The organism is Acinetobacter sp. KB005 (assembly GCF_049949095.1).
GTDB classification, from domain to species: Bacteria; Pseudomonadota; Gammaproteobacteria; order Pseudomonadales; family Moraxellaceae; genus Acinetobacter; species Acinetobacter calcoaceticus.
In genome coordinates this window covers 2,711,699-2,730,494 of record NZ_CP188191.1, presented here as the reverse complement: position 1 = coordinate 2,730,494, position 18,796 = coordinate 2,711,699, and the positions used below count along the sequence as shown (strand labels likewise).

Annotated in this window: 16 protein-coding genes and 1 pseudogene; 9 read left to right on the top strand and 8 right to left on the bottom strand. The window is 35.9% G+C overall.

The window, feature by feature from the left end; all coding sequences use genetic code 11:
* Positions 1-71: 71 nt before the first annotated feature.
* Together ACPF64_RS13130 and ACPF64_RS13125 are read right to left on the bottom strand one after the other, a co-directional pair.
* Complete coding sequence (locus ACPF64_RS13130; RefSeq protein WP_426453750.1) at positions 72-473, bottom strand: J517_1871 family lipoprotein; 402 nt, start codon at positions 471-473, stop codon at positions 72-74.
* A 97-nt stretch (positions 474-570) separates the two neighbouring features.
* Positions 571-1,398: an RsiV family protein gene (locus ACPF64_RS13125; RefSeq protein ID WP_426453748.1), complete on the bottom strand. Its 828-nt coding sequence runs from the start codon at positions 1,396-1,398 to the stop codon at positions 571-573.
* 186 nt (positions 1,399-1,584) lie between these two features.
* On the opposite strand from ACPF64_RS13125, the gene ACPF64_RS13120 reads away from it, so the two are divergent.
* The 6 genes from ACPF64_RS13120 to ACPF64_RS13095 all read left to right on the top strand — a co-directional run bounded on the left by ACPF64_RS13120 (position 1,585) and on the right by ACPF64_RS13095 (position 7,329).
* Positions 1,585-1,974: a hypothetical protein gene (locus tag ACPF64_RS13120; RefSeq protein ID WP_426453746.1), complete on the top strand. Its 390-nt coding sequence runs from the start codon at positions 1,585-1,587 to the stop codon at positions 1,972-1,974.
* Positions 1,975-2,090: 116 nt separating this feature from the next.
* A complete protein-coding gene (locus ACPF64_RS13115; RefSeq protein WP_080027022.1) occupies positions 2,091-2,972 on the top strand; it encodes a LysR family transcriptional regulator in 882 nt (293 codons plus the stop codon).
* 245 nt (positions 2,973-3,217) lie between these two features.
* Positions 3,218-3,922 (top strand): CoA transferase subunit A, encoded by a 705-nt coding sequence (locus ACPF64_RS13110; RefSeq protein ID WP_017389585.1) that lies wholly within the window; start codon positions 3,218-3,220, stop codon positions 3,920-3,922.
* Between the two features lies 1 nt (position 3,923).
* The gene (locus ACPF64_RS13105; protein WP_004642758.1) at positions 3,924-4,565 is read left to right on the top strand and encodes a 3-oxoacid CoA-transferase subunit B; all 642 of its coding nucleotides are present in this window, start codon (positions 3,924-3,926) and stop codon (positions 4,563-4,565) included.
* A 116-nt stretch (positions 4,566-4,681) separates the two neighbouring features.
* Entirely contained in the window at positions 4,682-6,091 is a 1,410-nt protein-coding gene (locus tag ACPF64_RS13100) for a short-chain fatty acid transporter (protein ID WP_426453743.1), read from the top strand.
* Positions 6,092-6,156: 65 nt separating this feature from the next.
* Positions 6,157-7,329 (top strand): thiolase family protein, encoded by a 1,173-nt coding sequence (locus tag ACPF64_RS13095; protein ID WP_347018304.1) that lies wholly within the window; start codon positions 6,157-6,159, stop codon positions 7,327-7,329.
* A gap of 48 nt (positions 7,330-7,377) precedes the next feature.
* Here ACPF64_RS13095 and ACPF64_RS13090 read toward each other — a convergent pair whose 3' ends face one another.
* The 4 genes from ACPF64_RS13090 to ACPF64_RS13075 form a co-directional block, all read right to left on the bottom strand.
* Positions 7,378-8,271, bottom strand: a complete 894-nt coding sequence (locus ACPF64_RS13090; RefSeq protein WP_003651675.1) for a LysR family transcriptional regulator — start codon at positions 8,269-8,271, stop codon at positions 7,378-7,380.
* 231 nt (positions 8,272-8,502) lie between these two features.
* A complete protein-coding gene (locus tag ACPF64_RS13085) occupies positions 8,503-9,396 on the bottom strand; it encodes a LysR substrate-binding domain-containing protein (protein WP_004642755.1) in 894 nt (297 codons plus the stop codon).
* A gap of 548 nt (positions 9,397-9,944) precedes the next feature.
* Positions 9,945-10,166, bottom strand: a complete 222-nt coding sequence (locus ACPF64_RS13080; protein WP_080028261.1) for a hypothetical protein — start codon at positions 10,164-10,166, stop codon at positions 9,945-9,947.
* 111 nt (positions 10,167-10,277) lie between these two features.
* The gene (locus ACPF64_RS13075) at positions 10,278-10,460 is read right to left on the bottom strand and encodes a hypothetical protein (RefSeq protein WP_004642753.1); all 183 of its coding nucleotides are present in this window, start codon (positions 10,458-10,460) and stop codon (positions 10,278-10,280) included.
* 412 nt (positions 10,461-10,872) lie between these two features.
* On the opposite strand from ACPF64_RS13075, the gene ACPF64_RS13070 reads away from it, so the two are divergent.
* Entirely contained in the window at positions 10,873-12,291 is a 1,419-nt protein-coding gene (locus ACPF64_RS13070; protein WP_081407550.1) for an aspartate ammonia-lyase, read from the top strand.
* A 56-nt stretch (positions 12,292-12,347) separates the two neighbouring features.
* Here the strand turns inward: ACPF64_RS13070 and ACPF64_RS13065 are convergent.
* Positions 12,348-14,550, bottom strand: a pseudogene (locus tag ACPF64_RS13065) (TonB-dependent siderophore receptor).
* A gap of 527 nt (positions 14,551-15,077) precedes the next feature.
* On the opposite strand from ACPF64_RS13065, the gene ACPF64_RS13060 reads away from it, so the two are divergent.
* Positions 15,078-16,364 carry an MFS transporter gene (locus ACPF64_RS13060; protein WP_426453739.1) on the top strand — a complete coding sequence of 429 codons (1,287 nt, stop codon included), beginning with the start codon at positions 15,078-15,080 and terminating at the stop codon, positions 16,362-16,364.
* 180 nt (positions 16,365-16,544) lie between these two features.
* Positions 16,545-17,891: a chromate efflux transporter gene (gene chrA / locus ACPF64_RS13055; protein ID WP_426453737.1), complete on the top strand. Its 1,347-nt coding sequence runs from the start codon at positions 16,545-16,547 to the stop codon at positions 17,889-17,891.
* A 19-nt stretch (positions 17,892-17,910) separates the two neighbouring features.
* Here the strand turns inward: chrA and ACPF64_RS13050 are convergent, their stop codons facing one another.
* Entirely contained in the window at positions 17,911-18,765 is an 855-nt protein-coding gene (locus ACPF64_RS13050) for a helix-turn-helix domain-containing protein (RefSeq protein WP_005040880.1), read from the bottom strand.
* Positions 18,766-18,796 lie beyond the last annotated feature (31 nt).

Genomic DNA, 18,796 nt, shown 5'->3' with positions numbered 1-18,796 from the left:
GATGGGACTCTTATGCCAACTTTACTTTCTTCTGAGTAATAAAACCACTGAGGGTTTATGAAGGTAGTTATCTATAATTCTTTGGCACACTTCAATGACGTTGCCTTTAAGTCATTATCGGCTTTGTAGACCATATTTGAAGTGGATGCACTTAACGTTATTCTAGATTCGAGTATATCTTTGTTTAGAAGCTTCACTTCTAGAGCCATACCATTTTGAATGTAAATCATATTATTTGCATATTTAACTTTGTTGAATACAACATGCTCATTAGTATCGTCACAAAGTATTCCATTGCCATCTGAATCAAGTTTTATTGTTGATATGCTTGGGCCGATCGAAATCGTCCATATACCTGACACTGAAGGTATGGAAGGTTGTACTTCACTAAATTTATTATTAATCATTTGAGTAGCAGGAGTTACACACCCACCAAATAAAACCACCACTCCTAATAAAATTATCTTTTTCATGAAATTATCCATTTTAATAATGAGTAAAATTTAACAGTTCAGAAAATGAAAAACCACCCGAAGGTGGTCTAAGTAATTTATTTAGTATTTATTGCTCTTACATTTCAGTTTTTAAAGTAGGCATTGGCGGTAAAAAATCTGGTTTTATCAGCTGATTCGTATCATAGAGCTCTAAACTCACAGGACCTGCGGCATATGGAGCCAATTCGTAAAGCTGAAAATCAAAGGTTACCCCACCCGACTGGTTGATATAAAAATTTTCACTTACTTTAAAGTCCTCTTTGCTAATAAAGGGCTGCATATCATTTTCTTGGCACCAATATTCGTACTGTTTCCATAAAGCATCTTTAAGCGCATTCATTTTTCCATTCACTACAATATCTTTTAATCCAATGCGCTTTTTGCTTTTCAAGTCAAAAACATAATCTTCAAAAGTTGCTATACCATGTGCTCCGCCAGAATATTCTGAGCTAACTTTTGAAATTTGCACATATTGACCAAACTGTCCATTAAAGCGATAAACCACACTATCTGACCAGTTATTAAGCCCCTCAGCTTGTGTTTGATTTAACTGCTTTTGCTGTTCTGATGCAGGAGTAAGAGCATCTGCATAATTTTTACGGATTTCCTTATCGATTACTTGATCAATCCAGTCAATATTACTTTTAAGTGCAATCGCTTCTTTAGAAGTACATACAATACCCTCGACATCTGGATTAGACCCACAAATTTTGGGTTGTTCAAACTTCACGAGAAAACTGTGCGCTATTATTGCAGGAATTTGATTTTCTTTTGTTTGGGGTTGTTCGGTCGTTTTTATAGTTGAAGCATTTTCTGTTTTTTCTACAGGTTTTTCTTCAGCTTTTTTCACACAGCCACTTAATATGAGTGGCACCAGTACTAAACCAAGAATAGTTTTATTCATTAATTTTACCCTTACATAATCTCATTTATCTTTTAAATTAAGTTTTAATGAATTTAAAATTCACAAATATTTTAATTGAATTAAGACCAGCTTTATATTGAGATATAGTTTTTTGAAAAACAGTATTTATTTAATCTTTGTTATTCAATAGAATACTCTTATAAAGTCTTGATAAGAAAACAAAATATGATGTGGATTAAATTTGTATTGTACCCTCTGGGCATGTTTCTACTGTGGCAAATCATTTTTATAATCGAACAACTCTCTTTAGAATATCTTAATGTGCCACAAGTCCTTGTAGCCATACTTTCATTGATCATAAATTGCGGTATGCAAATTTTGATTGGATATAAAATCCCTCAATTAGCACCAAAATATAAATTTGTAGCAAGTGTTACATACATCATCATCTTCACCTTTTTATTAGCAATTTATTCAACAACTATTTTATTAGAGGGTTTAAAAGTTGCGCCTCAAGTAATTTGGTTAGGTCATTTATTTTTCCATGGAGTTGGGATGGCTCTATACTTTGCAAACAACAAAGATGAATTTTGTTGGGAAAATTTACTAAAGTAGTTGAGTCGCTTGTCTGCTCATTCCTTTTTCTTAAATTTTTGTCAAAAAACATCTTATTAGACAAATTTTCGTATAAATTACAGCACTAGGCTGGAACTGTAATCTAAAGGAACGAAATGACGCTTAAACAACTAAAAGCTTTTTTGGCCCTTGCTCGTACCCTTAACTATGCCAATGCCTCTTTAGATTTACATCTTAGCCAGTCCGCTTTAAGCCTCACTATCAAAAGTCTAGAAGAAGAATTAGGTGGAAAACTATTTAACCGTAATACACGCCGTGTTGAACTTACTCAGGAAGGTAAATCACTTATTCCCTATGCAAAAAAATTAATTGCCAATTGGGATGAAATGGAAAATGATGTTAAACAAAGGTTTAAGCTTAATCGTGGAACCTTAAGTATTGCCTCTATGCCATTTGTGACTCATGCAATTTTGCCTCAAGTCATTCATGAGTTTTTGAGCCTCCACCCAAACCTTAACTTTTCAATTCATGATATTCCTAATGAAACCATCATCGAAAAAGTACAGGATGGTATTTTTGAGCTTGGTATTTGCTTTGAACCAGATCTCACCGAAGGCTTAGAGTTTAAACCGCTTTTTGAAGAAGATTTTTTAGCTCTATTACCAAAGACTCATCCCCTTGCACAGGCTTCGTCAATTACTTGGCAACAGCTTTGTTCTAATCCATTTGTCACTTTGCAAAAACCTTCAATTGTTCGTTATTTGGTTGAGCAAAATTGTTTACGAAATAATATAACTCTTGATTTGAAAGTTGAATGTCATCAAATTTCATCACTTTCAAGTTTTGTTGCTTATGGAATTGGGGTAAGTGCAATTCCAAGACATTTTGCGTCTCACATTGATAAAGAACACAATGTATTAATTGAGCTACAAGACGAAGCTATTCATAAAACAGTTGGAATTGTCTATAAAAAGAACTTTGAAATTTCAAATATTTCAGCTCAATTTATTGAGGCATTACTTCAATATAAATTTTAAAAAATTAAATACTGTATTTTAGGATGAGCTAAGCTTACGTCTAAGGTGAATTTCTTAATTATTATAAATTTCAATGCTATGAAATACTTTTTTTAAGATTTTTTGCTTTTGTACTTCTTATCTTTTGTTGTTAATTTGATGCGATTCATTGATTATACTTATTAATCCTTTTAAAAAATTAACTTCTATAACATAAAACTAGATGCTAAAACTAAAACCACTAAGGGATATAGGATAACAATAGAATGAATAAAGTTTATGCCAATGCAGAGGCAGCACTGAAAGATGTGATTGCAGATAATCAAACACTTGCCGTTGGCGGTTTTGGTTTATGCGGAATTCCTGAAAAACTGATTGTTGCAGTTAAACAAAGTGGTGTAACTGGTCTCACTTGTATTTCTAATAACGCAGGTGTAGATGATTTTGGCTTAGGTATTTTGCTACAAACCAAACAGATTAAAAAAATGATCTCTTCTTATGTTGGAGAAAACAAAGAATTTGAGCGTCAGTATTTAAATGGTGAACTTGATGTAGAGCTCACCCCACAAGGTACTTTAGCTGAAAAGTTACGTGCTGGTGGTGCTGGAATTCCCGCATTTTATACTCAAACTGGCGTAGGTACACTGATTGCTGAAGGTAAAGAAGAACGTACCTTTAAAGGCAAAAACTATATTTTAGAAGAATCTTTAACAGCCGATGTAGCTCTTGTTAAAGCATATAAAGCCGATAAAGCGGGTAATTTAGTTTTCCGTAAAACTGCTCAGAACTTTAACCCTGAATGTGCAATGGCTGGAAAAATTACAATTGCTGAAGTTGAACAGGTTGTTGAAATTGGTGAATTGGATCCGGATGAAATCCATTTGGCGGGTATCTATGTAAATCGCATTGTACTTAATGCATCACCTGAAAAACGCATTGAGCATAAAACTTTAAGCACGGAGGCAGTATAAAATGGCTTGGTCACGCAATGAAATGGCACAACGTGCTGCAAAAGAACTTGAAGATGGTTTTTATGTCAATTTGGGTATTGGCTTACCTACCCTAGTTGCCAACTATATTCCTGAAAATATTAATGTTTGGCTTCAGTCTGAGAACGGTTTATTGGGTATTGGCGAGTTTCCGACTGAAGAAACTGTTGATGCCGACTTAATTAATGCTGGCAAACAAACGGTTACTGCTCGCCCTGGCGCTGCTTTTTTCTCAAGCTCAGCGTCATTTGCTATGATCCGTGGCGGCCATGTAAACATTGCAATTTTAGGTGCAATGGAAGTTTCCGAAAATGGTGACTTGGCTAACTGGATGATCCCAGGCAAGAAAGTAAAAGGTATGGGCGGCGCAATGGATTTGGTTGTTGGTGTTCAAAAAGTTGTAGTTCTTATGGAACATTGTGCAAAAGACGGTACGCCAAAAATTGTGAAAAACTGTAGTTTACCTTTAACCGGTAAAGGCGTGGTTCACCGCGTAATTACTGACTTAGGTGTAATGGACATTACCCCACAAGGTGTTGAACTGATTGAACTTGCTAAAGATGTCACTCTAGAACAGATTCAAGCTGTTACAGGCGTCGAATTCTATAAAACCTTAGTTGCTTAAATTTTAATTTTTAATTAGCCAGACAAGACTTAAGCTAGAAAGTGAGCTTAAGTCTTAGCCCTTTTAAGCACCGGATGTGCTGTCAACGAATAAGAACGAGAAGGATTTTTTCAGCTATGGAAAAACAGCAAGGAATTTTTGAAAGATTTGCCCTTCGGATTAGTGATTGGTCTGAAAAGTGGTTTCCAGATTCATATATTTTTGCACTACTCGGCGTCATTATTGTCTCTATTGCCGCTTTGGGTATTGGTGCTCCAATCCAAGATGTAGCGACGTCATTTGGTAATGGTTTTTGGAGTCTTATTCCATTTACTTTGCAAATGACCATGCTAATTATTGTGGGTTATGTCGTTTCCGTATCTAAGCCCGTAAAATTCCTGATTCAAAAAATGGCGCGTATTCCAAATTCTGGACGTGGTGCTATTGTTTTGGTTGCGACCGTCAGCTTGTTAATTTCGCTGGTCAATTGGGCGGTAAGTACCATCCTTACTGCGCTTCTAGTGATCGCATTGGCAAAACGTAAAGAACTCAATATGGATTATCGTGCTGCCGCCGCCGCTGCGATTATTGGTATGGGTGCAACTTGGGCGTTGGGAATTAGTTCGTCAGCAGCACAACTTCAAGCGAATAAAAGTAGTTTGCCTGAGTCGATTTATAATTTGACTGGTGTTATTCCATTTACAGAAACGATCTTTCTTTGGCAATCAATTGCGATGACCATTATTTTGGTGATTGTTTCAATCGCAATCGCGTATTGGTCAGCTCCCAAAGGTGATAACGTTAAAACGATTGATCGTTTTAATGTGCAATTTGAAGAAGAAAAGCCACATGAAGAGAAATCTACCCGTCCGGGTGACTGGTTAGAAAACTCGCCTATTTTAACGATTATTGTGGTGGCTTTAGGTTTAATCTGGATGTTTTTTGAATTTTCAAAAAGTAATCCTATCATTGCCATTTCAAGTCTAAACACCTACAACTTTGTCTTTTTAATGCTAGGTCTAGCATTACATGGAACGCCACGAAACTTTTTAAATGCTGTTGCAAAGGCAGTTCCAGCTGTATCAGGAATCTTAATTCAATTCCCTCTGTACGGAAGTATCGCGTTTATTATGACGCAAGCTTTAAATAGCCAAGATTTATCACTGTCGCATTATGTTGCCGAGTTTTTCGTCTCTATCGCTTCAAAAGAAACCTTTGCGATTGTGATGGGAATTTACTCTGCCATTCTCGGATTCTTTGTACCTTCTGGCGGTGGAAAATGGATCATTGAAGCCCCATATGTCATGCAAGCAGCAAATGATTTAAAAGTTCATTTAGGATGGTCTGTACAAATTTATAACGCAGCTGAAGCTTTACCAAATTTAATCAATCCATTCTTCATGCTTCCAATGTTAGGCATTTTAAAACTAAAAGCAAAAGATGTGATTGGTTTTACAGTTACTCAGCTCGTCGTGCATTTTCCTTTAGTTTTATTTTTATTGTGGTTCTTTGGAAGAACGCTTAGTTACACCCCACCTACTTTTTAATTTAATGGCGCCTTTAGTTTCGGCTAGAGGCAAATTTAGCAAATACATCAATAAGAGATATTAAGATGAGTTCAATTGTTATAGTTTCAGGTAGTCGTACTGCAATGGGCGGTTTTCAGGGCAGTTTATCTTCTTTAACAGCTCCAGAGCTTGGTGCTGCAGTAATCCGTGAATCGATTAAACGTGCAGGTGTTGCGCCAGACCAAGTAGATGAAGTTATTTTTGGTTGCGTATTAAGTGCAGGTATAGGCCAAGGTCCCGCTCGTCAGGCTATGCGTAAAGCTGGCGTGCCCGATCATGTAGGTGCAGTTACCATTAATAAACTGTGTGGCTCTGCCATGAAAGCAGTGTTAATGGCATCAGACACCTTAAAAGCTGGCAGTGCCAACATTATTGTTGCGGGTGGTATGGAATCTATGACCAATGCGCCTTATATTTTGCCGAAAGCTCGCGGTGGTTACCGTATGGGACATGGCGAAATTAAAGACCACATGTTTTTAGATGGTCTTGAAGATGCTGAAACTGGCCGATTAATGGGTTCTTTTGCTCAAGACATGGCAAATACCAAAGGCTTTACACGTGAGCAAATGGATAATTTCGCGATTTCTTCACTTAAAAAAGCGCAAACTGCGATTACAGAAGGTTACTTCAAGGAAGAAATTGTTCCTGTTGAAGTAAAAACACGTAAAGGTGTTGAAATTGTTGATCAAGATGAACAACCATTAAAAGCGAATCTTGAAAAGATCCCAACTTTACGCCCTGCTTTTAGTAAAGACGGTACAATTACAGCGGCTAACTCAAGCTCAATTTCTGATGGTGCTGCTGCATTAGTACTCACCACTGAAGAATATGCTCAGTCTCATGGTTTAAATACTTTAGCAAAAATTGTGGCGACTTCTAGTCATTCACAGCATCCAAGCGAGTTTACAATTGCTCCAATTAGTGCGATTCAAAAAGTACTTGAGCGTGCTGGTTGGTCTGTTGACGAAGTAGATGCTTGGGAAATTAATGAAGCTTTTGCAATGGTCGCAATGGCGCCAATTCATGAGCTCGGCATTGATGAAGCAAAAGTCAACGTACATGGCGGTGCTTGTGCTTTAGGACATCCAATTGGCGCAACTGGTTCAAGAATTATCCTTTCTCTTATCTATGCTTTAAAACGCCTCGGTAAAAAGAAAGGTGTTGCTGCGTTATGTATTGGTGGCGGTGAAGCTACAGCTGTCGCAATTGAAATCTAAAAATTAATTCACACAGAAGATGTAGGAGTTTTTCTTACATCTTCTTTTTTAGACTTTAAAAAGTTCATAACAGGTTTGGCGGAACCATTTATGGCTACTTTTATGATGACAAGACATATGCCAATGTTGTTTAACATCATAAGTTGGGAAGTCGAGAGGTGCTGGTAAAATCTGTAAATTTTCTCTGACCAATAAGACTTGGCTCAAATAATACGGTACGGTTGCAATCGCATCTGTTTCTTGAACGACTAAACCCACCCCTAGATAACTTGGTAAGCGGATTAGAATATTTCTATCCAATCCTTTGTTCTGTAATTCATTTTTAATGTGGTAGTGACCGATTCCTGCGTCAATATCGATATGATATTCCCGCATATAATCATCTAAAGTAAAATTATTTGGGTCTAAACGAGGATGGCTCTTAGAGCTAATCACCACATAATGTTGTTTAAAAAACTTTTGTTGATAAAAGCCCTCTTCTAATTGAGGTAAAAAGCCAATTGCGAGGTCAATTTCACCATTTGCCATTTGATAGCTAGTTTCTGGTGTAATCGGCCGAATATTCAAACGAATTAAAGGAGCTTTCTCTTTTAAATAGTTTGTTAATTGCGGCAATAAGACCAGATGAGATACATCGGTCATCGCAATAGTAAAAAGTTGATCCGAAGTAAGTGGGTCAAAGTTCACACTAAAGTTATTAATACTTTCAACTTTATCAATCACTTCACTAATGAGCGGAAAGATTTCTTTAGCTAATTCGGTCGGAATCATTTCATTCCCAACACGAATAAAAAGCGGGTCATTGAAATGCTGACGGATTTTGTTCAGTCCATTACTAACACTCGGTTGTGTAAGACCAATAGCATCAGCAGCCATTGAAACGCTTTTAAACCGATAAATATGATAAAAAATATTTAGTAATCTACTATCTAGATCAAACAAAATTGTCTCCGTCTGGATCAAATAATCCATTCAAAAGGAATGAAAGCAGGTACAGCATATATAAAAATGCTCACTAGATTTCTGAATTATTGATATATGGTCTAAATTAACAAAGAATCTAGACCATGAGCAATGCTTTATAAAGCCTTTCATCATAAAGACAAAGGTATGGGCGCTTTAATTGATTACTTTGTATATAACTTTGCTGAATACAGCCCATAATTATAAATTTTAATCAGGCTGAGTTTGGAAGCCCTTCCAGATTTGTTGGACTGCTTTGTTATCACTCAAATTATTTTTAAAAATGTAAATATCTTGAGGAAGACAATATTCATGATGATCCAACATGACCAGTTTTCCGTTAGCAAGATCTTCCTCTACATTAATTTTTGGAATCCATGCCACACCTAGACCTTGTAAGACAAGCTCCTTCAAATTAGTAGCATTATCAGTCTCGTATAAGGTTTTATAAATTAGTTTACCTTCGATCAGTTGGTCCACTAATTTTCGCAAATACGCATGTTTACTGTAAGCAAGCAATGAAAAATTATTCTGAATTGTATGCTTAGGCGTATGGTCGGCTTCGGTAGCTGATACAGGAACAATCTCTGTTTCCGCAATCTTGATTCCGCTTAAAATATCATCACCAACACGATTAATATGAGATCGGTCTGCATAACAAATCATAAAATCGCAGGCACCTTCTTTTAAAAGAGATAAACCCTCACCACTATTGGTCGCTACAATTTCGATTTTTAGATCACGCATAAACGTTGGGAATTTTTTCAAAAAAGTCGTTAAAAAACCAGAAGCTAATGAATGAACAACACAAAAACGAATAGTAGATTCGGTTTCATTTTTAATATTTTTAATCAGCTTAGCGGTCTCTTCCACCTGCTTTTCAATATTTTTAGACATAACCAACATAATTCGCCCGATGTCTGTAAATTCAATATTATTTTTATTATTTCTAATAATAACTTCAGCTCCTATCATCTCTTCTAATTGCTGAATTCTACGCGTAAAAGCAGATTGACTAATAAATCGCTTTTCGGCTGCCTTTGAAATAGAACGCTCACGCTCTAATGTCAAAAGATCTTCTACCCAACGTACTTCTAAGTTCATTTTATGCATTCCCTTTTTATATTTATGTCCTTAATTTGTCTTGTTGGGAAGCTGGATAAATAGCTGAATAGATGAATGAAAAATATAAAACATGGGAGTACCTGCAAAAATGCGATGGAAGAATGGCAAAGCCAAACGATAAAAAGTATGTATTTAATAATTCTGACATAGAAAAGAGTGTAAGAGAATAAAAGACTTTGATTTAACTCATCAACTCATACAAATATAAAATTATTGCGATAAAAATTATTTTAAATCAATAATTAAATTAAACATAACCTAAGTAAATGAACACTTAAATCTTAATAAAAAATAAAAATAATCTTATGTTTTCATCATGTTTTTAATTTTGATAAAAAAAAGTCCGTACCTTGGGGAAGAATACGGACTGTAAAACTAAAATGTTACTATTTTGATTATTTCAGGATTTAAGCTTTCTGACCTAATAAAATCATTCAAATCAGAAGATATATTTGCAGTATAATTCAACTAAATAAACCTGACTATTCTACTAAAGTATCTATCCGAGATTGAGCTGAAACAAATTTCTAATATTCACCAATGAGATAATATAGCTTTCTTGAAATTTCAACCATCATATTAGAAGTATATTGAGTGATTTCAAAAACTTGCTTTTTCTGTGGGTTAAACACCATATTATCTTTTTCATCGCTAAAAAAGATATAAGTGGTGTATTTGTCCATTTGATGGATATGCTCTTTTAAGCTTACTTTTTCCCCAGAATTGGGATCATAGGCGATAAACTTCATTCTCATGAATTTTGTCTCTATACATACAGTCTTTTACCTAAAGTTTAATAAAATTTAGATAAAACAATATTTTGATGGATAATGTAAAATAGTTAGGCTGAGTAACCGTGACTATTTATAAGATATTGCTACGATACTATTTGCCTTGTTTACAGAAGTTTCCGCAGAAGCAATAGATTGCTCGGCTTCTTTAAGCAGACGAGAAGTTTTTGACTCTCTCTTCTCTTCACCCTGAAAAAGTACATAGTATGTAAAACTACCCAAAATAATTAATGCAGCTGTGACTTTTAACATAAACTTAAAACTAAGATTTTTTTGTATTATAGTGCTTTTTATGTGAAATGCATCACATTTTTATATAAATTTGTTAGATAAGCTACACTCTTTATGCTATTAGCCTCGTTAATTTACTTGATATTTCATTTAAATTAATGAGTATAGAATTTTGCCTTCAATTATTTTTTAATTATATGACCATTTTGGTCATCAGAGAATTTTTGCATATTAAATTTATCTAAACAGTAAACTGTTAATTTAAAAATAAAATTTAGATTTAATTAGTACGGGAAAAAGAATTTTTTATTTTTAGATTTGGAAAAGAAGAAAACTGATATGCAAAAAATGCATAATTAACTTGATAAATGCATTAGAAGTGAAGCATTTCGAAATCTAATATGAATTATCTACTCTACTAATTCGAAGTTTAATGATGAACGCTGAAATTACCACCCGTATTGAGAAGGATCTTATTGGTTATAGAGAAATCAACAATAATGATTATTACGGAGTTCAAACATTACGTGCTCTAGAAAACTTTAACTTAACACAAAGCAAAGTGGGAAATTTCCCTCATTTAATTAAAGCATTAGCAATGGTAAAACTTGCTTGTGCTGAAGCGAATCATAATCTTAAAAGCTTAGATCAAACTAAATTTGAAGCAATTGAATACAGTTGTAATCAACTTATTCGTGGTAATTTTCACGATCAATTCCCGATCGATATGTTGCAAGGTGGTGCTGGCACTTCAACCAACATGAATGCAAATGAAGTATTGGCGAATGTTGCTTTAGAATATATGGGACATGCAAAAGGCCAATATCAATATTTACATCCAAATAACGACATTAACATGTCACAGTCTACAAATGACGTGTACCCTACTGCAATTCGTTTAGGCTTATTATTAAATTTAGACGAATTGAATCTCCCTTTTAATAACTTAATTTTAAGTTTCCGTAACAAGTCTCAAGAATTTGCTCACATCTTAAAAATGGGTCGTACTCAGTTGCAAGATGCTGTACCAATGACATTGGGTCAAGAGTTTGGAGCTTTTGCAGTAACCTTACAAAAAGACCTTGAGCAAATTAATACGCTTATTCCAAATGTTTTAGCTTACATGAACCTTGGTGGCACAGCGATTGGTACGGGCATTACCACTGAATATAGTTACCGTGAACTTGCGATTCAAGCGCTTGAAAAAATTTCTGGTAAGAAAATTAAGTCTGCTCCAGATCTAATTGAAGCAACTTCAGATATGGGTGACTTTGTTCTTTTATCTGGTTTATTAAAGCGTACCGCAACTAAACTTTCTAAAATTGCTAACGACTTGCGTTTACTTTCAAGTGGTCCACGTACTGGTATCAATGAAATTAATTTAGAAGCACGTCAACCTGGTAGTTCCATCATGCCGGGTAAAGTAAATCCAGTTATTCCTGAAGCAATGAACCTTGCTTGCTTCCAGATTATTGCAAATGATTTGGCTGTAACTTTAGCTGCTGAAGCTGGTCAACTACAGTTGAATGCAATGGAACCACTTATTGCATTCAAACTATTTGAATCGATGGATTTGCTTGGTAACGCGATGGCAATGTTCCAAAGTAAATGTATTGATACGATTACAGCGAACCCTGAGCATTGCAAAGCTTTAGTTGAAAACTCAATTGGGATTGTGACTGCACTTAACCCATATTTAGGTTATGAAACTACAACTCGTATTGCTAAAACTGCAAACGAAACTGGGCAAAGCGTATTGGCTTTAGTTCAGAACGAAGGCTTATTATCGGCACAAGTGCTTGATGATATCTTGTCGATTAATAATATGGTTAAACCAAAAATGTCGGCTTAATTCCTGAAATAAAAAAGGAGCTTTTATAAGCTCCTTTTTTATTTGTGTTATAAATTTTAAAAATTAAAAGTTGTAGAGAATTGAGCTGTACGAGGATTACCCAAGAATAGATAGTCATCCCCCATGAATGGACCAACGTCACGCCAATATTTCTTATTAAATAAGTTGTCAATATTGAATCTAAACGTCGTGTCATGCCCAGCAAAATTTGTTTTATAGGCTGCACCAATATTAAAGACGCTATATCCACCTACTTTTGCAGTTCCCTCTTTATTTGCATATTTACTGCTGCTGTATTGCATGCCGCTTAGCAGTCTTAACCCTTCAACTGAAGGTATTTTATAAGATAACTGAGCAGTTGCCCGTATTTTTGGTACATTTTGAGTTTGGTGGCCTTTATAACTATCACTATCAACATCAACAAGGCGAGATTTGGTATAGGTAACGCCAGAGCTTACGTCAACTGTATCGGTTAAAGCGCCAGTTAAACCTAACTCAATACCTTGGTTGCGTTGTTCACCTTGTTCAACAAAATCGAAAGATCCATCGGCATTGACTTTACTGTATTGATTATCCTGTTTTAAATCAAAGATAGCAGCTGTTAGTAAGAAATTTTGAACTTGTTGCTTAACACCAACTTCAAATTGTTCAGAGTTTCTAGGTGCTAAAATTTCAAGAGCATTATTAGCAAACCAAGGTGCTTCACCACCGTCCGATAAACCTTTGGCATATGAAGCATACAAATTAGTCGTAACACTTGGACTATACATAAGTGCTAATTGCGGTAAAAACTTATTTAGGTCTGTATCTCGGCTTTGTTGTCCATCTGAATTATAAGCCTGTTCATCAAGGTGAATAAGTTTTCCACCCAGTAAAGTTGACCATTGCTCGTTAAATTGAACTCGGTCAGATATCATGAAAGCAGTCTGATCACTTTCTAGAGCTTTGTAACGATCGCCTAAGCTTTCTGATGATGGGATGTAGTCAATCGTATCTTGATAAATATTGCCTGTTCCTACCGCTACATTAAGAGGTGTATGGTGCTTTAAGGTCTTATAAGTACGTTGTAGTTCCAAAGCAACCTGATGTTGAATGTTGGCAGTGTTGAATTGTCCGTTTAGCCCAGCAGCAAATTGATTAGTAATACGTGTGTCATCTGGGCTACGGAAATCGTAAATATCGTAATTACCGTGTTTATCAAAAGTATTGCCTAAACCAGTAACTTCACAATTATCGTTATAACATCCCCATGGGAAAGCACTATTATCATCAATCACAACACGGCTTTGCGATGCACTTAAGCTACCATTCCACTGATCGTTAAAGGCATATTGATATTTCAAGCTTGCATTTACGCTGTTATTTACAACAGGTTTGCTCCAAGACTGATAACCCAACAAACGGTCTTCATCAACATTTGTTGGCACTTGTCCATCAAACAGTTGATACCCCGGAACAGAGCGTTGGCTTTGATGCTGAGCTTCAATATCAAACAGTAGTTTAGAGCGATTATTAATTTTCCAATCTAAAGCAACTGAACCAAACTCACGTTTACCGTTTGCGTGGTCAACATTCGGGTGAATACTTTCATGGGCTAAATTAATTCGATATCCAAATTTATCATTCAAAAAGCCGCCTACATCCGTTGCAAGTGTATAACCACCTTCTGAGTTTGCATCGACGGTTACACTCTTAACATCGGCAGGTCGTTTGGTTACATAGTTGACAACACCACCTGGAGTCGACATTCCACTTTGAATTGCAGAAATCCCTTTTAAAATTTCTACTCGCTCTTTGTTTTCTAAAGCAACGTTTTGTTCACCACGAATGTTATGGCCGTTAATAAGATAACTTGAACCTAAATCGAGCGAAAAGCCACGAGCTACGAAATTAGGGTAATAACCAATTGCAGCATAGCCATCTCCTAACGATGAATCATTCTTAACAACATCAGTCAGTGTTTTTGCGTGCTGATCGGCCATGCGTTCAGATGTAATTGTTGTGATAGATGCAGGAATCTTTTTTATATCGCCTGTTTGAAAACCAGATAAATCAACTTTTTTTGAGGAATATAAATCGTTAGTGTTTTGGGTAGCATTCACGGTAATTGTAGGTAGTTGAGAAACCTCCGCCTCATTTGCATAGACAACAGACGTCATCAGTGCAATAGATGATGCTAATGCTGTTTTAGAACATGTAATGAAGTGAAGATTTAACGAGTGTCTGTCCATTGAATAACTACCTGCCCATACCGTGCATAATATAAGTATGCTAAAAGTCGGAGATCTTCCATATTTTTTAGCCTCGAAAGAATACAGTGACACATATAGAGAAACAACAAATTATGTAATTTTCAGATCAAGTAAATTTTATGTAATAAAGCGTCATCATTATATAAATTTCATTTATTTTCTTTGAAATTGGTACTATAACTTTTTAAGTATTACCAAATAGTCAAAATAAAACTAAGCTCAAAATAAGCTTAAAACCAAGGAGGAATACAATAAAGAATATGGTTGATAAACTACATGTTTGATTTTAAATAAAGTTTATGGTGCATGATCTTCTAACCAAATTAAGGAAATGTTCGATAATCGATAAAAATATCTTTAAATCGAACAAAAGATCATACAATCACTAGAATGGAAATTTAAAATTATAAAAAATGCATGGAGAGGAATTCTAAGGTAAGTACTCAGGATTGAGTGATATTTAAAAACTCATGCTATTTCCTGTTCAGTACACCTAAAAATTTCTATTTTTTTCTGCTAACTGACGGAATATATATGACATACACTAAGGAAGAAAAACGTAGCAGAATACGCGGTATTGTTGGTGCGGCCTCTGGTAACCTTGTTGAATGGTTTGACTTTTATATCTATGCAGTCTTTGCTGCCTATTTTACACAAGCCCTAACTGCACCCGACATGGATAGTTCGACCAAAGCTATTTATGTCTGGGGTGTATTTGCTGCAAGTTTTTTCATGCGTCCTATTGGTAGTTGGATATTCGGGCGCATTGCAGATCGACATGGTCGAAAAAAATCAATGGTCATTTCTATTTGCTTAATGGCATTGAGTTCCTTCTTATTTGCGGCCTTACCTACCTACGATCAAGTCGGATTATTTGCCCCATTTCTATTACTGGTAGTACGCTTACTTCAAGGTTTATCTGTAGGTGGTGAATATGGCGCCGTAGCAACCTACATGAGTGAATTAGGCTTAAAAGGTCAACGTGGTTTTTACTCCTCTTTTCAATACGTCACACTCTCTGGTGGTCAATTACTGGCAAGTTTGCTCGGCGTAATTTTATTAGCATTTTTAAGTGAGCAACAATTACATGATGGCGGATGGCGTATTCCGTTTGTAATTGGTGGTTTTGCTGCAATTTTATCTTTACTTGCTCGTAGTCGTTTGGAAGAAACCCTTTCTCATCAAGATAGTGAACGTGAAGAATCTGGTAGCTTAAGAGAACTCTTTAAAAAACATTGGAAAACCTTTTTATTGGTGGTTGGTTATACCTCTGCGGGTTCATTAACTTTTTATGTTGAAACTGTTTATTCAAAAACCTATTTAACTAACTTAGGTATGGATGGAAAAACCGTTGGTTATATTATGACCTTCGCGTTATTTGTCTATATGTGTGCTCAACCTGTATTTGGTTCAATTTCCGACCGCATTGGGCGACGTTCTTCAATGCTGGCATTTAGCTTATTATCTGCAATTTTTATCTATCCAATTATGGCGATTGGAATGCCTAATTATATAGATTCACCGATTATCATTACCTTGCTACTCATTTTTATGATGATGATCTTGAGCTTCTATACATCAATTAGTGGCTTAGTCAAAGCAGAGATGTTCCCTCCTCATGTGCGTGCACTAGGTGTAGGCTTCTCTTATGCGATAGGTAATGCCATTTTTGGTGGATCGGCACCTTCAGTTGCACTACAGTTTAAAGCTGCTGGAATTGAAAACACCTTCTTCATCTATGTCATTGTTATGCTTATTATCTGTTTCTTGTGTAGCCTTGCGCTGCCGAAAAAACCAGATTATTTAGAACATGATCACTAAAAAATAAAATATAGATATTCTTCTAGAGATTTTTTAGAAGAATATCTTTTTAAAATAATAAGAAATTCACTTTTGTTCTGTATCTTATAGCTGCATAGCACATCTAACCTATTCGATTAATTATAAATTGCTAGTTTGATGTTTATGATCTGAATAAATCAATTTTTGATGGGATAAAAAATGGAAAATGAAAAATCCCCTTTGCCTGAAAGCATTAATCAAGTTACCTTCTGGCAAGCCTTTTTATTTTGGCTCAAGCTTGGTTTTATTAGTTTTGGAGGGCCGGCTGGACAAATCGCAGTCATGCATCAAGAACTGGTTGAACAAAAGCGCTGGATTTCTGAGAAAAGATTTTTGCATGCCCTGAACTACTGCATGTTATTACCTGGTCCTGAAGCACAGCAATTAGCAACCTATATTGGTTGGCTTATGCATAGAACGGCTGGTGGGCTAGTCGCAGGTATTTTATTTGTATTACCCTCCTTATTTATTTTAATTGGATTGTCTTGGGTTTATATAAAATTTGGAGATGTTCCCGTTATCGCAGGCATTTTCTACGGGATTAAACCTGCCGTAACCGCAATTGTTTTCCATGCAACTTACCGTATAGGTAGTCGCTCACTTAAAAATAAGTTTTTATGGGGAGTTGCCGTTGCTGCTTTCTTTGCCATTTTTGTTTTAAAACTTCCTTTCCCTCTTATTGTTTTATCGGCAGGTATTGCAGGCTATTTAACGAGTAAGAAATACCCCGAACTATTTTCTTCAGCAGGTGGCCATAAAGCTAGTCAAAAAGATTATGGTCGAGCATTTATTGATGATGATACCCCGACACCAGAGCATGCTAAATTTCACTGGTTAGGCTTACTAAAACTCGTTTTAATTGCCATCGGCTTATGGTTATTACCCATCTTAGCTTTAGGTTCATATTTTGGATGGCACCATTCTTATACTCAAATGGCATGGTTTTTTACTAAAGCAGCTTTACTTACTTTTGGTGGTGCATACGCCGTTTTACCTTATGTGTATCAAGGTGCGGTTAATAACTTTGGGTGGCTTTCACCTACTCAAATGATTGATGGACTCGCTTTAGGTGAAACCACACCGGGTCCACTGATTATGGTTGTTGCTTTTGTTGGTTTTTTAGGAGGTGTAAATCATGCACTATTTGGTCCAGAACATCTATTTTTTGCTGGAGCACTCGGTGCTGTCATTGTCACTTGGTTTACTTTTCTCTTTTCATTTGTATTTATTTTTGCTGGTGCGCCCATCATTGAATCTACACATAATGAAATTAAGTTTACGGCGCCACTCACTGCGATTACCGCGGCTGTGGTCGGTGTGATTTTAAATCTGGCATTATTTTTTAGTTACCATGTTTTGTGGCCACAAGGTTTTTCTGGTCACTTTGATGTTGTTGCGGCTTTAATTACCATTGCAGCATTTATTGCTTTGTTCCGCTTTGAAATTAATGTGTTATACGTAATTTTTACATCTGCTCTTATTGGCTTGTTGGTTTATCTTTTATAGAAAATTAACCATGAGTCCTTTAACGCAACTGTGAAGGACTCATGCCATAAAACTGTTTAAAACGATGGCTCAAATGGCTTGCTGAACTAAAGCCACATACCAATGCAATGTCTTGTAAAGAAAAGTGTGAAGACTGAATTAGTCCTTTTGCCTTAGTTAAACGTCTTTGCATGACATATTGGTGAGGTGCCATATTCATGGATTGTTTAAACATATGGGCAAAATGATATTCGCTTAAATTCACGACATTTGCCAAATCTGACAAAGTCAGAGCTTGATCGAGATGATCTTCAATCCATTCTTGAATATATTTGAGCTTATGAGGTGCAAGCCCGCCTTTAATAGCAGGCTGTTGCCACTTAACATTACTATATCTTCGAATTAAATGATTTAGCAATAAACTGGCAGTGGTACTCATTTGTAAATGGTTTGATGAATCTTTCCAATCACAATCCAGCAAGAAGAACTGATAAAGCGCTCGAATCCGTTCGTCGTCATTAAAGACAACTTCATTTAGTTCAATTTGATTAGGCTCTTTGTCCCATATTTTTTCAGCAACATCACGCAAATGTTGGTCGGTATAATACAAGTGAACGAATTTGAGCCCACCTCGTATATCCCAAGTCGACTCCTGATGTTCAGGTAATAAACAAAAACGACCCGGCCCACCGCCATTTTTCCAGCCCACTGGTGTTTTTTGATAGCTTTCATAGCCATCTTGAATATAGAGACTCAAAGTATGATGGTCGCTACAGACACTTACACGATCTTGCTGATTAGACCAAAATGCAAGTTGCATATTTTCATCAAGCACCACAGTTTCGTGAAGCTTGGCTTTAGATTGCTGTAGCTGTTCTAAAGTTTGATAGGCCATGCAAAATTAAAACGAATATCATTGAGCTTAA